Source organism: Streptomyces misionensis, assembly GCF_007896895.1.
GTDB classification, from domain to species: Bacteria; Actinomycetota; Actinomycetes; order Streptomycetales; family Streptomycetaceae; genus Streptomyces; species Streptomyces misionensis_A.
In genome coordinates this window covers 1-13,983 of the sequence record NZ_VOGW01000078.1, presented here as the reverse complement: position 1 = coordinate 13,983, position 13,983 = coordinate 1, and the positions used below count along the sequence as shown (strand labels likewise).

11 protein-coding genes and 1 pseudogene are annotated in these 13,983 nt (G+C 70.2%); 11 read left to right on the top strand and 1 reads right to left on the bottom strand.

Annotated features, from left to right (window positions below):
- Window positions 1–281 precede the first annotated feature (281 nt).
- The 9 genes and pseudogenes from FRZ03_RS13815 to FRZ03_RS13775 form a co-directional block, all read left to right on the top strand.
- Window positions 282–905, top strand: a complete 624-nt coding sequence (locus FRZ03_RS13815) for an acyl carrier protein (RefSeq protein WP_146465443.1) — start codon at window positions 282–284, stop codon at window positions 903–905.
- The gene (locus FRZ03_RS13810; RefSeq protein WP_146465442.1) at window positions 905–2,422 is read left to right on the top strand and encodes a class I adenylate-forming enzyme family protein; all 1,518 of its coding nucleotides are present in this window, start codon (window positions 905–907) and stop codon (window positions 2,420–2,422) included. Before FRZ03_RS13815 ends, FRZ03_RS13810 begins: the two co-directional genes overlap by 1 nt.
- On the top strand, window positions 2,406–3,722 hold the full coding sequence (locus tag FRZ03_RS13805; RefSeq protein ID WP_222443373.1) for an alanine racemase: 1,317 nt from the start codon (window positions 2,406–2,408) through the stop codon (window positions 3,720–3,722). Before FRZ03_RS13810 ends, FRZ03_RS13805 begins: the two co-directional genes overlap by 17 nt.
- On the top strand, window positions 3,722–3,997 hold the full coding sequence (locus FRZ03_RS13800; protein ID WP_146465441.1) for an acyl carrier protein: 276 nt from the start codon (window positions 3,722–3,724) through the stop codon (window positions 3,995–3,997). Before FRZ03_RS13805 ends, FRZ03_RS13800 begins: the two co-directional genes overlap by 1 nt.
- Window positions 3,994–5,199: an acyl-CoA dehydrogenase family protein gene (locus tag FRZ03_RS13795; protein ID WP_146465440.1), complete on the top strand. Its 1,206-nt coding sequence runs from the start codon at window positions 3,994–3,996 to the stop codon at window positions 5,197–5,199. Before FRZ03_RS13800 ends, FRZ03_RS13795 begins: the two co-directional genes overlap by 4 nt.
- Window positions 5,192–6,325 (top strand): acyl-CoA dehydrogenase family protein, encoded by a 1,134-nt coding sequence (locus FRZ03_RS13790; RefSeq protein ID WP_222443372.1) that lies wholly within the window; start codon window positions 5,192–5,194, stop codon window positions 6,323–6,325. The genes FRZ03_RS13795 and FRZ03_RS13790 overlap by 8 nt, the downstream gene beginning before the upstream one ends.
- On the top strand, window positions 6,322–6,978 hold the full coding sequence (locus FRZ03_RS13785; protein WP_186785410.1) for a 4'-phosphopantetheinyl transferase family protein: 657 nt from the start codon (window positions 6,322–6,324) through the stop codon (window positions 6,976–6,978). Before FRZ03_RS13790 ends, FRZ03_RS13785 begins: the two co-directional genes overlap by 4 nt.
- Window positions 6,969–7,913, top strand: a complete 945-nt coding sequence (locus tag FRZ03_RS13780) for a hypothetical protein (RefSeq protein ID WP_146465439.1) — start codon at window positions 6,969–6,971, stop codon at window positions 7,911–7,913. The genes FRZ03_RS13785 and FRZ03_RS13780 overlap by 10 nt, the downstream gene beginning before the upstream one ends.
- A gap of 8 nt (window positions 7,914–7,921) precedes the next feature.
- Window positions 7,922–8,860, top strand: a pseudogene (locus tag FRZ03_RS13775) (NAD(P)-dependent oxidoreductase); the annotation flags it as partial.
- A gap of 119 nt (window positions 8,861–8,979) precedes the next feature.
- Here the strand turns inward: FRZ03_RS13775 and FRZ03_RS13770 are convergent.
- Window positions 8,980–9,885 (bottom strand): ScbA/BarX family gamma-butyrolactone biosynthesis protein, encoded by a 906-nt coding sequence (locus FRZ03_RS13770; protein WP_186785409.1) that lies wholly within the window; start codon window positions 9,883–9,885, stop codon window positions 8,980–8,982.
- A gap of 291 nt (window positions 9,886–10,176) precedes the next feature.
- Between FRZ03_RS13770 and FRZ03_RS13765 the strand changes: the two genes are divergently transcribed.
- Both FRZ03_RS13765 and FRZ03_RS13760 read left to right on the top strand, forming a co-directional pair.
- A complete protein-coding gene (locus tag FRZ03_RS13765) occupies window positions 10,177–10,806 on the top strand; it encodes a ScbR family autoregulator-binding transcription factor (protein ID WP_261399013.1) in 630 nt (209 codons plus the stop codon).
- Between the two features lie 1,092 nt (window positions 10,807–11,898).
- Window positions 11,899–13,722 (top strand): ATP-dependent nuclease, encoded by a 1,824-nt coding sequence (locus FRZ03_RS13760; RefSeq protein WP_146465436.1) that lies wholly within the window; start codon window positions 11,899–11,901, stop codon window positions 13,720–13,722.
- Window positions 13,723–13,983 lie beyond the last annotated feature (261 nt).

The window sequence follows — 13,983 nt, the reverse complement described above, 5'->3', positions numbered from 1 at the left end:
CCGTACGGGACCGAGAAGGCCCGGTGCACGGTGGGTGCGGTGAACTGGCGGGCGGGCCCCCCGCGGTAGGCGTCGGTGACCGTTCCGACGGTCATCCGCCCCCCCACGGCGCCGGGCTGGGGCCGGGCGCGGGCGGCGGGGGCGGAGGCGTAGTTGCCGGTGGGCCCTTCGTCGGCGGCCCGGGGCCGCGGGGCCGGCCCGCCACCGCCGGGGGGGCCGGCCGCCCCGCCCCGCCCGCCGCCGTAACCGATCTGGGCGACGACAACGCCGTCGACGCCTACGTGGCCGCGTACGCCGACCACCCCGACCGCGCCGCCGCCTTCGACCGGCTCACCCTGGAGACCTGGCTGCTCGCCCGTTCCCGCAGGCTGCACGCCCGCTTCCTCGACGGCCCGTCCGGCGTCGGCGAGGCGGTGCGCGACGCCCACGTCGCCGCCTGGGATGCGCTCGCCGAGAGCGTCTATGTCGGCTACCGCCGGGTGGCCCGTGGCCGCTCCGAACCCACCGGTGCCTTCGACCTCCTACGCACGCAACTCAGGCGTGACCACGAGGTGTTCGCCGCTGCGGACACGGCGCCCGCCCCTGCGCAAGACGGCAGCGGCTTCGCCGAGGTGCCCGGCCCGCTGCGCGACCGGGTGGCCGGCACCATCGCTGCGGTACTCGGCGTCGACGACGCCGCAGTGCGGGACGCGGAATCCCTCGCCCACCTTCCGGGGTTCACGTCGTTCCGCGTCGTCGAGATCGTCGAACGCCTCGAACAGGAGCTGTCCGTCGAATGCGCCGCCGACGACCTCGTCCCGGAGAACCTCCACCACCTCGACGGCGTCGGCCGCATCGTCCTCAGCGCCCTGCACGCCGCACCGCTGTCCCCGCACGCCCTCATAGCCACCTCCGGAGGGAACTGATGTCCGCCCACGCCGATCTGCTGCACGACCTCCTCGACGAGGCGGTCGCCACCCGGCCGGACGCCCCCGCTGTGAGCAGCGCCGACCGGACCCTGACCTACCGGGAGCTCGACGCCGCATCGCGCCGCCTCGCCGCATGGCTGCTCGAACAGGGCCTGGAGCGCCGCGACCGGCTCGTCGTGTGCGCGCCCGGCTCCGTCGTCCAGCCGGCCCTGGTGTACGCCGCCTCGCGTGCCGGCATCACCTTCTCCCTGCTCCACGAACAGGTACGCGGCGTTCAGCTCGACCACGTCCTCGACGACTGTGAACCGGCGCTCCTCGTCACCGACGACGACGCCGCGCGCGAGGCGGCGCAGCGTCGTGACATCCGCACGCAGAGCACCGCGTCCCTGGCACAGACGGCCTTCGCCGACGGTCCCGTACCCGAGAGGACACCGCCGGGACCGCTCGCTGTCGATCCCGTGTGCCTGATCTACACCTCCGGTACGACATCCCTGCCAAAGGCCGTCGTCAGCACTCACCGGCAACTGACGTTCTCCGCGCGCGCCATCCAGAGCGTCCTCGGCTACCGCCCCGCCGACGTCATCTACAGCCCGCTCCCGCTCTCCTTCGACTACGGGCTCTACCAGCTGTTCCTGTCGGCCCTGGCCGGCGCCCACGTCACGCTCGGACGCCCCGCCGAGGTCGGGCCCGCGCTCCTGAACAACCTCGTGCGCGCCGGTGCGACCGTCCTCGCGGCGGTCCCCTCCGTGGCCGAGGCGCTGGCCCGGCTACTGCGCCGCGACCGCGGCGGGAGCACACCGCCGCTGCGGCTGCTGACCAACACCGGCGCGGCCATGCCCGCCCAGACGCTGCGGTCCCTACGCACGTCCCTGCCTGGCCTGCACGTCCAGCTGATGTTCGGATTGACCGAGTGCAAGCGGGCCACCATCATGCCGCCCGACGGCGACCTGGAGCGCCCCGGATCCAGCGGCCGCGCGCTGCCCGGCGTCGAGGTCTTCGTCGTGGACGACGACGGCCGCCGCCTCGCTCCCGGTGAGATCGGCGAGATCGTCGTACGGGGACCCAACGTGATGGCGGGCTACTGGCGGCGCCCCGAACTCACCGCCCAGCGCTTCCGCCGCGTGGAGGGACTCTTCCCTCAACTCCACACGGGCGACCATGGATGGATCGACGAGGACGGCTTCCTGTACTTCGACGGGCGTCGCGACGACATTTACAAGGAGAGCGGCTTCCGCGTCAGCGCCACCGAGGTCGAAGCGGCCGCCCGCCGCGTGCCCGGCGTCACCGCCGCAGCCGTCCTGCCTCCCCAACCCTCCGCCCCCGCCCAGCTGTTCGTCGTCAGCGACCTCGACCCGAGCGAAGTGCTGATCGGCATGCGGGAGCAGATCGAGGAATTCAAGATCCCCAGCCACTGCCGGCCGGTCGATGCGCTCCCGCTCACCGGGAATGGCAAAGTCGACCGCAAGGCGCTGGCCGCGCTGGCCGAGGAGGCCGTCCGTGTCCGCACCCGCTGAGACCGTCGCCCCGGCGCTGTCGCTGCCGCCGGGCCTGCTGTCCCGCATCCCGACCCCCGCCTACGTCTACGACCTGGCTGAAGTGCGCCGCAACCACAGCGCGCTGCGCGACGCACTGCCAGCCGACAGCGGCGTCTACTACTCCCTCAAGGCCAACGCGCACCCGTCCCTCCTGCGCGTCCTGCGCGAACAGGGAGCGAGCCCCGAGGTTTGCTCCAGCGGTGAACTCGAAGCCGCCCTCGTCGCGGGCTGGCCCGCCACCGAGGTGCTCTACAGCGGGCCCGGCAAGCGGGACGAGGAGATCGGCCAGGCGCTGCGCGCCGGAGTGCGCCAATTCTCGGTGGACTCCCCGCACGCCATTGAGCAAATGGACCGCATCGCCGGGCGCCATGGCATCCGAGTCCAGTGCCTGCTGCGGATCAACGACGACCAGCCAGTGCCCGGCCAGGGCCTGGCGATGACCGGTGTGGCCTCGCAGTTCGGCGCCGACACCCGATGGGTGCTGCGCGAGACGGCCCGGTTCGCCGACCGGCCGCACGCCGAAATCATCGGCCTGCACCTGTACATGGGCACGAACCTGGCCGAAACCGAGGACCTCCTCGGACAGTTCGAGCGCTCCCTGCGCACCGCGAAATCCCTGCGCGCGGCCCTCACCGAGCACGGCGTACGCCTGCGCGTGTTCGACCTCGGCGGCGGTTTCGGCGCCCCCTTCGCCAGCGCGGGGGAGCGCATCGACTTCAGCGCGCTGCGCCCCGGCCTCACCGCACTGCTCGACGAGGAACTGCCAGGCCGCAACGATGACGGCACCCGCATCGTCTTCGAGGCCGGCCGCTACCTGGTCGGGACCGCGGGCGTGCTGCTGACCTCCGTCCTCGACGTGAAGCAGTCGCACGGCAAGGACGTCGTCGTTCTGGAGTCCGGCATCAACCACCTGGGCGGCATGCCGGGACTGCGCCGCCTCCCGCCGCTCAACCCCCGGCTCGCCCTCGACGCCACCGACGTCGCCGCACCGCCCCCCGCCGTCCTCGATGCCCTGGTCACCGGGCCGCTGTGCACCCCGCTCGACACCTGGTCACGAGCGGCGAAGCTACCCGAACTGCGCCCCGGCGACGTCCTGGCCGTCCCCAACGTCGGCGCCTACGGCCTCAGCGCGAGCCTCGTCGCCTTCCTCGGCCACCCGCTGCCGATCGAGGCCGTTGTCGACGGCGACGACCCCGACCGTGCCCCCGAAGTCACCCGCATCCACCTGACCCGTACGACTGTCACGGCCGACACCGGCCCCACCCTGGGAGTGAAGTGATGGACCCTCGATTCAGCGACGCGCTCGTGCCCTTCCTCAAGTTCCTCGACGGCAAGGAGATCGAGCCCGACGCGCCCCTGCGCACGTACGGCCTCGACTCCATGCAGGCCATCGAGCTGCTCTTTGCCCTCGAGGACACGTTCGAGGTGATGCTCCCCGACGACGCCATGAACGACACCACCTTCGCCACAGCCGGCAGCCTGTGGGAAGCCGTGTCCGCGGCGATCGACGCCCAGCACGGCCTCGCGGGCGACGCCTTCAGGGCGGCGGCATGAGCGCCCCCGCCGTCCTCCTCGAACCGTCGACCGCGGCCCCGGCCCTGGCCGCCCCGAGTATCGACGACCGGGTCGAGGAAGTCGCCGCCGTGGCCGGCGAACATCTCGCCCGGCACGAGCGGGACGCCACCTTCCCCGTGGAGGCGCTCGACCAGATGCGCAGCACCGGCCTGCTCGGCCTGCTCGTCCCGCGTCGACACGGCGGTCTCGGCGGCACATCCGCCGACCTGATCCGTGCGGGCATCGCTCTCGGCCGCGTTGACATGTCCGTCGCGATGATCTTCGTCATGCACTGCCAGCAGGTCGCCGCCCTGGTGAGGTTTGCTCACCCCCGGCTGCGCGACGAACTGCTGCCTGAAATCGCCGCCGGCCGTCACTACCTGGCCTCTGTCACCACCGAGTCCGGCAAGGGCGGCCACCTGCTCACCTCGCAGACGGCCCTCACCGCGCACCAGGATGGCCTCGCCATCGACCGCTTCGCACCGATCGTCACCGGAGGCGAGCACGCCGACGGCTTCCTCATCACCATGCAGAGCCCCGGATGCGCCTCCCCGCAGGATGTCTCCCTCGTCTACGCTCATCGCGACCAACTGGAGATCGAACGGTCGGGAGACTGGGAGCCCTTGGGCATGCGGTCGAGCCACAGCGTCGGGCTGCGCCTCACCGGTACCGTCCCCCCGCATCACGTGATCGGCGCGCACGACACCTTCCGTACGATCGTGACCACGGTGTTTGCCCCCATGGCCCACCTGGGCTGGTCGGCCTGCTGGCTCGGCACCGCGGCGGGCGCCCTATCCCGCGTCGTCAAACTGCTGCGCTCCCCGCAGAACCGGCGACGCGCCGACCTCGGCTCGGAACTGCTGCTCACCCGGCTCTCGCGGGCCAGGCAGCGCATCGACACCGTACATGCCCTGCTCGAACAGACCCGCAAGACCGTCGAGCAGACCCCGGACCTCACCGTCCCGCACATCCAACTACTCCTGAACGGGCTCAAAATCACCGCCGCCGAACAGTGCTACCAGGCCGTCGACGACCTGGTGGACGCCGTCGGCATGCGCCACGGCTACCTCAAAAACTCGCCCACACGCTTGGAACAGAGCCTGCGGGACCTGCGCTCGGCAGCCCTCAACTACAGCAACGACCGCCTCCACCTCGTGGACGGCAAACTTGCCCTGATGGACTCCGAGGTGCGCCTTGACTGATGGGACGACAACCACAACCGCCAGGCCACCGGCCTCGCCGCCCGACCCAGCCGCCGCCCTCGCCGACCTGCCCGAGAAAGCCCCGGCCGCGCTTGTGTGGCGAACATGCGGCGCGGCGGGGCTGATCGAGGGGCTCTACGACAACAAGGGAGATGTCGCCCCGCGACGACTGGCCGAACTCCTCACCGCCGTCGACGCCCGCGGCGACAACGGCGTGACGCTCAGCCTCCTGGTCCAGACCGCCAGCGCCCTACCGATCCTGGCCGCAGGCGCACCCGCGAGCGGCCCTGTACACGAGGCGCTGCACAGCGTTCTCTCCGGCGCGAACACCCTCGCGCTCGCCGCCACCGACAGTGCGGCGGCCGGCTCGGACCTCGCCGACCTGGGTACGGAGATGACGATCGGCCCGGACGAGATCGTGCTGCGCGGCGGCAAACGCTGGATCACCACCGCCTGCGCGGCCAGCTGGTTCCTCGTCCTGGCCCGGCACCGCCCCGGCCGCCACTTCACCAGCTTTACCTGGGTGCTCGTACCGGCCGACGCACCCGGTGTCCGGATCACCCCCGCCGACACCGACCTGCTTGCTGGATCCGCCACCGGACACGTCGAGTTCACGGACGTCAGGCTCGCGCCGGACCTGCTTGTCGGCCGCCCAGGGCGCGGCATGCTCGCCTTCGCCCAGCACATGGGAACCGAACGACTCGCGGGCGGCCTGTGGGCCCGCGCCCTGACCGCCCGTGTGCTCGCCGACACCAAGGAACGGCTGACCCGGCGCCACGTGGACGGGCGCCCGCTATGGCACAACAGCTCCGTACGCCAGCGCTTCGCCACCTGTCTCGTCCAGGTCGGCCAACTGCACGCACTGTGCGAAACGCTCGGCGAGCGGATCACCCGGCACCAGGACCTCGCCGCCGCAGCCCTGCTCAAGTCCGCCGTCGGCCTGACCGCCGACTCCGTACTGGCCGTCTGCGCTCAACTCCAGGGAGCTGACGGCCTGTCGCACGACGGAGCCCAGCGGATCCGCGCAGAGGCAGCCGTGTTCGGCATCGGCGGCGGCGTCACCGAACTCGTCTTGGACGCCGTTGCCGATCACGCGGATCCGTGGCTTGCGGAGCTACAGGCATGACGACCCTCATCACGCGCGCGGCCCCGGACGTATGGGTGGCCACCGGACAGCTCGGCCCGTGGCTGCGCCAAGCAGCGGACCCCAACGACCGGGCCGTCGCGGCTGCCCTGCCCCGCCGACGCACCGCCGAATTCCTCGCAGGCCGCTCCCTGCTGCGCCACTTGCTGCGCCTCACCGTGCCTGAGCGGGCGTCGACGCCGATACGAGCCGACGCGAACGGGCGGCCACTGCTCGACGGCGACCCCGCCACCGGCATCAGCATCTCGCACGACGGCCTGGCGATCGCTGTCGCGGTCGGCCGCGGCCAGCGCGTGGGCGTCGATGTCCAACTGCCCGCCCCTCACGTCCCGGACAGCCTCCTCCACCGCTGCCTGGGACGGCATGCCCAGGACGTAATCCCGCTCTCCGAGCACCGACGCGGCGTCGAACTGGCCTGGGTCTGGACGGCACAGGAGGCCTGCGTCAAAGCGGCGGGCACCGGGCTGACCGGCAGCCCCTGGTCGATCGACGTCCCACCCGGCAGCCGGGAGGGCCAGTGGGGCGGATACCGCTGGATCAGCCTGCGCGACCGCTCCCACACGCCCCTCAGCTGCGCCTTCTCCCTGTCCCGCTTCCCATCCGACGCCGACGGCCTGGAGGCCACGTGTTCCTGACCGGCGCCCCGACCACCATGCCCGACCTGAGCTGCTACACGACGAACCTGCTGGCCCGCCTGGCACCCGACATCCCCGAGGTCCGGCGCCGACTGGCCCGCGGCGTCCGGCTCGCTGTCCGCACCGACCTCCCCGCGGGCGAGCTGGCCTTCTCCCACCACCCGCGGATCGACACAACCGACGATGGTCGCCAGCTCGCCTACGCCGGTACGCGCGACTGGTCCACCGCACGCGAGGCACTGCACCTGGCACTGCTGCAGCACCGGCGCGTCCTCGCGGTGGCCAACACCCGCCACCTTCCCTGGTCACCGGCGCAGGGCCTGGCGGATGCCCCGCACTGGGTCCTGCTCGAGGACCGCCGCGATGGCCAGTGGCTGGTGGCCGACCACTTCTCGGCCCTGACACCGAACGGCATGCAGCGCCCCTACCTCGGCTGGATCGGCGACGCGGAACTCGCCACCGCCCTCGCGCCCTGGACCCAGCCGCCGCAAGAGGTCGCCCGGCGTGACGTGCTCGCCCTCGGTGAAGAATCCACCATTCCGCCGGCCGACCACTACCGCTGGCTCGACTGGGCGCCCGCCACCGACTGCGGCGCAACGCCCGGCACCGGAACCTGGGTCCTCGACCTCGACATGTCCCTGCGCCACACCTGTGAGGTGCTGCGCGCCAACCCGGCCGCGGTCGCCCGGTACGTGGACGATCTGTGGGCCGCCGCCCGCCACCACACCTTCAAGCTGGCCCTCGACGCCGCGGACGGGAACACCGACCCCGCACGCGCCGCGGTGGCGTCGGCCGCCTGGGACGAACTGCCCCGGGCAGTGCGGTTCGCCGCCCAGTCCACCGCGCGCGGCCGCCCCCGCCCGGGCGCGATCGAACGGTCCGTCGACCAACTCCTCACCGCACTGCGGGATCTGCCCGCACCCGACAAGGAATGAGTCTCCCCATGAGCAGGCCGATCGTCCTGATCGCCGAAGAACTGTCGCAGGCCACCGTCGGTGCCTTGGGCCCGGAGGTCGAGATCCGCCGGTGTGACGGCGCCGACCGCGGCGCGCTCCTCGCTGCCGTCGCCGACGCCGACGCCGTCCTCATCCGCTCGGTCACCCGTGTGGACGCCGAAGTGCTCGCCGCAGGAAGCCGGTTGAAGGTCGTCGCGCGCGCGGGCGTGGGCCTGGACAACGTCGACGTGCCCGCCGCCACAGCGGCCGGCGTCCTCGTGGTCAACGCGGCACAGGCCAACGCGGTCAGCGCAGCCGAGCTCACCTGCGGCCTCCTGATCGCCACGGCTCGCAACATCCCGCAGGCGGGGCAGGCACTGAAGAGTGGCCAGTGGAACCGGTCCAAGTACGTCGGCGGTGAACTCGCTCGCAAGACGCTGGGCGTGCTGGGCCTCGGTCGCATCGGCACGCTGGTCACCGAGCGGATGAAGGCGTTCGGGATGGACGTGATCGCCTACGACCCGTACGTCGACGCCGCGTGGGCCGCCCGACTGGGCGTGCAGATGCTGTCGTTGGACGAGGTCCTGGCAGCCAGCGACTTCCTCACCGTCCACCTCCCCCGGACACCGCGGACGCTCGGCCTCATCGGCGCGCCTGAGCTGGCCAAGGCCAAGCGAGGCATTCGCTTGGTCAACGTTGCACGCGGTGGCCTCGTCGACGAAGCCGCCCTGTACAACGCCCTGCTGGACGGGCACGTGGCAGCGGCTGGCCTGGACGTCTTCGCCGAGGAGCCCTGCACAAAATCCCCGCTCCTGGATCTGGAACAGGTGGTCTGCACCCCGCACCTGGGTGCCTCCACCTGGGAGGCGCAGGACCGTGCGGGCGTCTCGGTGGCCGAGTCGGTACGTCTCGCCCTCGGTGGCGCCCGGGTGCCGGACGCGGTGAACGAGGTCCAGTGGCACGGCGCCGGACCTTCGGAGGCGCAGATCCCGTCACCGACCGTGGCCGGGGCCGCATGAGCGGTGGGGACGGATCTGCGGACCGGGCCCCCGAGTGACCCGGCGGGTTACACGCGGGCAGTGATCACGTCGGCGGTGAACAGCACGCGGTCGTTCTGCGACAGCGTGACCTGGACGGTCCGGGCCCCGTCCCGGCTGTCCGCAGTCGGCAGTGGCGCGGTGCTGACAAGGCACGGTGCGTCGAACTCGGCGTAGTGGATGAAGCGAGTCGTCATGCCGACCACCGTCGCCGCCCGGGTACACCGTGCCAGTGCCGCCTGCCGGGCGGTTTCGAGGAGCAGCATGCCGGGGGAGTGGTCGACCGGGTGGTCGAAAAGGATCGGGTGGGCGAGGTCGTTCCTCAGGAACCAGTGGTATGGGGGATGGTCCGGCGCCGGCGCCAGCACCACGTCCGAGGCACGGTGCCGGCCGACGAGTTCGGAAGACACCGGGCGCCCCGGCGCCAGCGCGGCCGCGTGGGCCGTCGCAACGTCGCCGTTCGCCCCCCGCAGACGCTGATAGACCACCGGCGACTGGTTGTTGAACTTGGTGCGGACGATCGCCGCGGGCACGCCCTGCCACGACGCCTGCACGTCCATGGTCATGCCCCCGAGGCGCGATCCGCGGCGTATAACGTCGGAGCAGCTGATGTCGAGCCGTATCGCCAGGTCGGTGCCGTTTCGGGCCAGCATCGAGGGCTCGACGGCGAAGCGCAGGTTCTCCCAGGCCTGCCGGAAGCCGAAAGGCGTGTCGTAGGCGGAGTGGCAGAGCATCGGGATCGACTGGCGCACGCACTCGACGAGCAGGAGCGCATCGCGCTGGTCCTGCTTCTCCGCGTAGAAGCGGTGCCGCGCGGGCCAGCGTGCGGAGACGCTGAAGCGATCGGCGCCGATGTGCTGCCAGTCGGTGAGCAGAACCTCGTTCGCGTCCAGTTTGTGCACCTCGGCCGCGGACACCGGCCGCTCGTCGGTCATCGTCGACGGCGTGTTGGGCAGCGTGGTAAGCATGCGGTCTCCCCCCTCAGGAGTGCGGAACGAACAACGGACAGAGGTGACCCGTGGATCCGGTTGGGTCGCCCGCAGGTAGCAACATAAAGAATGTTCGGTTTTTTGGGAAGGGAGATGTCGGTAAACCTCGACCTGAATTGCTGGCGACCGACCACCGCACAAGCCATATCCGCGAAACGTCCACATGGTGAGACTTGAAGCCTCATGCCTGGTCGCTTAACATAGAGAACGTTACGTTTTCGGGAAGTGAGAGGCATCGTGGCGGAGCTGAAACAAGAGCGTGCGATGCAGACACGCAGGGCCATCCTGCGGGCAGCGGCCGAGGCCTTCGACGAGTACGGGTATGCGGGCGCGAGCATCAATCTGATCCTCAAACGGGCCGGGCTGACCACGGGAGCGCTGTACTTCCACTTTGACTCGAAGGAAGACCTGGCGCACGCGGTCATGAACGCGCAGCCGGACCTGATCGTCCCCCGGCTCCAGTCACAAGGACTCCAACGCCTGGTCGACATCACCCTGTTGTGGTCACACATGCTCCAGGTCGATCCACTCCTGAGAGCCGCAGTACGCCTGACAGGAGAGCAGGCCTCCATGGGAACCCGGGACGCCACGCCCTATCAGTCCTGGGTGATGATCATGTCGGAATGCCTGCGCGACGCCCAGGACGCCAATGAACTGCAGGCCGGCGTGTCACCGGATGAACTGGGGGAATTCGTCACCGAGGCCTGCACAGGCATGCAGATGTTCTCCGCCGTGGCCAGCGGCCGCGACGACCTCAGCGAACGCACCATGCGGATGTGGCGTCTGCTGTTGCCCGGGGTCGCCGTTCCCGCGATAGTGGCTCGCACCGAGGTCAGTCACGATCGACTGAAGCTGCTGGTCGGCTGAAATGCGCCGCGAGAACAGAGTACGGACGGCGGCTTCTGGCGCGGTGATGTCCGCCGAGTGCAACACGGCGCCCAGCGCAGCCTCGGGCCTGGGCACCGTCCCGTCCACCAAGAACAGCTCCGGCCCGGCGACGCCGACGACAGTGTCGCCGACCTGGGCGAAGGTCTGCGGACACCCGTCGACGACGCCGTCGCCAAGGGAGCGACCGTGCTCGCTGGTACGCGGCCCGGCAGGCCGCGGGCGCCGCACGGCCCGGCTGACGGCACACCGGGGGCGGCCCCGTACGGAACACGAGCCGCCCGGTTCATCGCGCCGTCGTTTTCGCTCACCAGGTCCACCGCGAAGCGTGCCGCCTCGTCGACAGCGGGCCTCTCAGCAGCTCGGAGGGGCCGGCCGCTATGCGTGCGAGGCTCAGTAGCTGAATTCGCACAGGTGGACTTGGCGGAAGAGTGGGTGGGTTCCTCGGTATGAGGTCAAGGGACCCACCGTGCAACTACTTGGCGGCAACGCGCAGCCGGACGTTGACGGCCCCACGAGGTATTTCGTGGGGCCGCCGGCATTCTCGGAGGTGGTCCAGCGTTACGGGGTGGCAGCTGTGCCGTCGGAGACGGTATCCGCGTGGAGGGCGTCGCTGAGGGTGGTGATGGCGGCTTGCTGGGCGGGCAGACGTGGGCGTAGACGGTGCTGGTGACGCCATGTGGGCTTGGCTGAGGAGGCCCTCAACGCCCTGCCTGCAACACTGGGTGTGCTTTTGGCACCACAACCAGTGGAAGGCGCATAGACGGAGCAACGATCAGGACGCGTTGGCGAAGGGCTGACCCGGGTCAGGTATCGGTGAGACCTGTTCGCTACCGATGCCGCTGCCGTCTCAGTCCGCCGTCGGGCGGCCCGCGCACGCGTCACTCGATTCCGGTGGCCAGCTCTGCTGCCCGCCCCGGCGGCCTCGTGCAACGGGCGGAAAACGTGCGGTTGTTGTGAGGGATACCTCTAGTATGACGGTCTGCGCTGGCGTCTCGAGCGCCCCTTCTGCCTGTCTAACACCGCACGTCACCCCTACCGGCCGGGGAAGGGGAGATTCGGAGCACGTCGACTGTGTACCTCATCCGTTTTTCCGCTTGTGGCTTCCGTTCCCTGGCCCGTATCGAGGACGTCCCGGTCAGCAGTCCGACGATCCTGGCCGGCCACAACGACGGAGGGAAGAGCGCCGTGCTGACGGCGCTGGCCTTCCTGCTGGGCATCCACCGGCTGACGGACGAGGACCGTACCTACGAGCAGACGGAAGGATCCGTAGGCGGCCGCTGCGCCCGCACCTGGGTCGAAGGGACCTTCCGCCTCGACGCCGCGGAACAGGCTGCCACCGGATTGTCGTCAACTCTGCGGATCCGCCGCATTTCCGAACAGGGGCAGCCTCCCCAGTGGCAGTACTTCGGTTCCCGGCCGGCCGACAGCCGACTCCACGACCTGACGCGCCTACTGAAGGGCGAACTTGCCGAGCTGGTCGCAGAGTTCTCGTTGTCCCCGGCCGGCCCTTTGAAAGACGACCTGTTGCAGGCGCTCACCGCCTATGCGGTCACCGCGCCGCAGGTGGAGCAGTGGCAGCCGCTGCCCAAGGAGCTCCAGGAGCGTCTGCCGCGGCTGCTGTCCTTCGGGGGGAAGGATGAGAAGCCCGATGACGCGGTGCGGACCGCGCTGAGCAGCTGCTACGAGACCTACCTGGAGGACGAGACGCTTCAGGGGCGGGTGAGGGAGATCGAAACGGAGATCACTCAGCGCTTGGAGAAGGAAGCCGACTCGCTGTGCCAGCACATCCGCCGGCACTGCCGGGAGTTTGTCGGCGTGCAGGTCAAGCCTGAGGTCTCCTTCAAGGGCGGCTTCAAACGCGCCCCCCTGGAGGTCTCCAAGGCCGACGGCGAGCCGGTGGACCTCACCCGCTCCGGGCAGGGCAGCAACCGCCGGATCGCTCTGGCGGTCTGGGAATGGACCAGCAACCTGCTCGAGAACAGCGAACTCGCCGCCGCGGGGGAGGAGGGCCATGCGGAGCCGACCCAGACCATCGTCGTCTACGACGAGCCCGACACCCACCTGGACTACCGCCACCAGCGCACCGTCATGGACATCATCCGCAAACAGTGCGCCCTGCCCCACGTCAGCGTCGTCGTCGCCACCCACTCGATGAACCTCATCGACGGGGTCGACATCGCCGACGTCGTCCACCTCCGCCTCAGCGACAGCGGCCGCACCATCGTCGAACGCCTCATGGACGAATCCCACGAGGGGATCGACTTCCACCTCGGGCAGATCGCCTCCGCCGTAGGACTGCGCAACTCCGTCCTGCTGCACGAACGGTGCTTCCTCGCCGTCGAAGGCCCTACGGAACAGCAGTGCCTGCCGCTGCTGTTCCGACTCTCCCAGGGCCTGCCCCTCCAAGCGGCGGGCATTGCCCTGTGGGCCTGCGGCAACAACGAAGGGGCCCTCCACCTGGCCGGATACCTCGTCAAGAACCGCCGCACCGTCATGCTGATGGTCGACGCCGACAGCCGCACCAACAAGCACTTCAGAACGGAAAGGCTGATCAAGGCCGGACTCGACCCCGACACCCAGGTCACCTGGATCGGCGAGGCAGACGGGTTCAACGAACTCGAGGAACTCTTCACCGACGCCCAATGGGCCACAGCCGCCAACACGCACTGGCCGCGCCCCGCAGACACGCAGTGGACCGCCGAGGACTTCGCCGCACACCGCGGCGGCAAGTTCAGCGCCCGTGTCCTCACCATGATCAAGGAACAGGCGGAGCACACCAGCCCCGACGGCAAGGACGACATGCTCTACGGCCTGGTCACCACCCTCACCACCCGCGAAGACGTCCCCGCACAGCTGAGGGACGCCTTCAGCGACCTTCAGGCCCTGGCTTCCTGACCGGTTTCACGGCACGTCGCTGCAGCATGCGTTCCTTGCGCTGCTGCGGCGTCGGAGCCGCCCAGACGTGCCAGCCCACCCCCGTGACGTGCTGCCGACCATGCCCGCGCGCTTCGATCCCACACCAGCGGCACCCGCTTGGCGACGCGGTGGATCCAGTACCGGTAGAACGCGATAACGACATCACATCCTCCTTCCCCCCACCGCGTATCTTGCCGCCTACCACTGACAATCACCCGGTGACGCGGCAGCCTGCAAGCC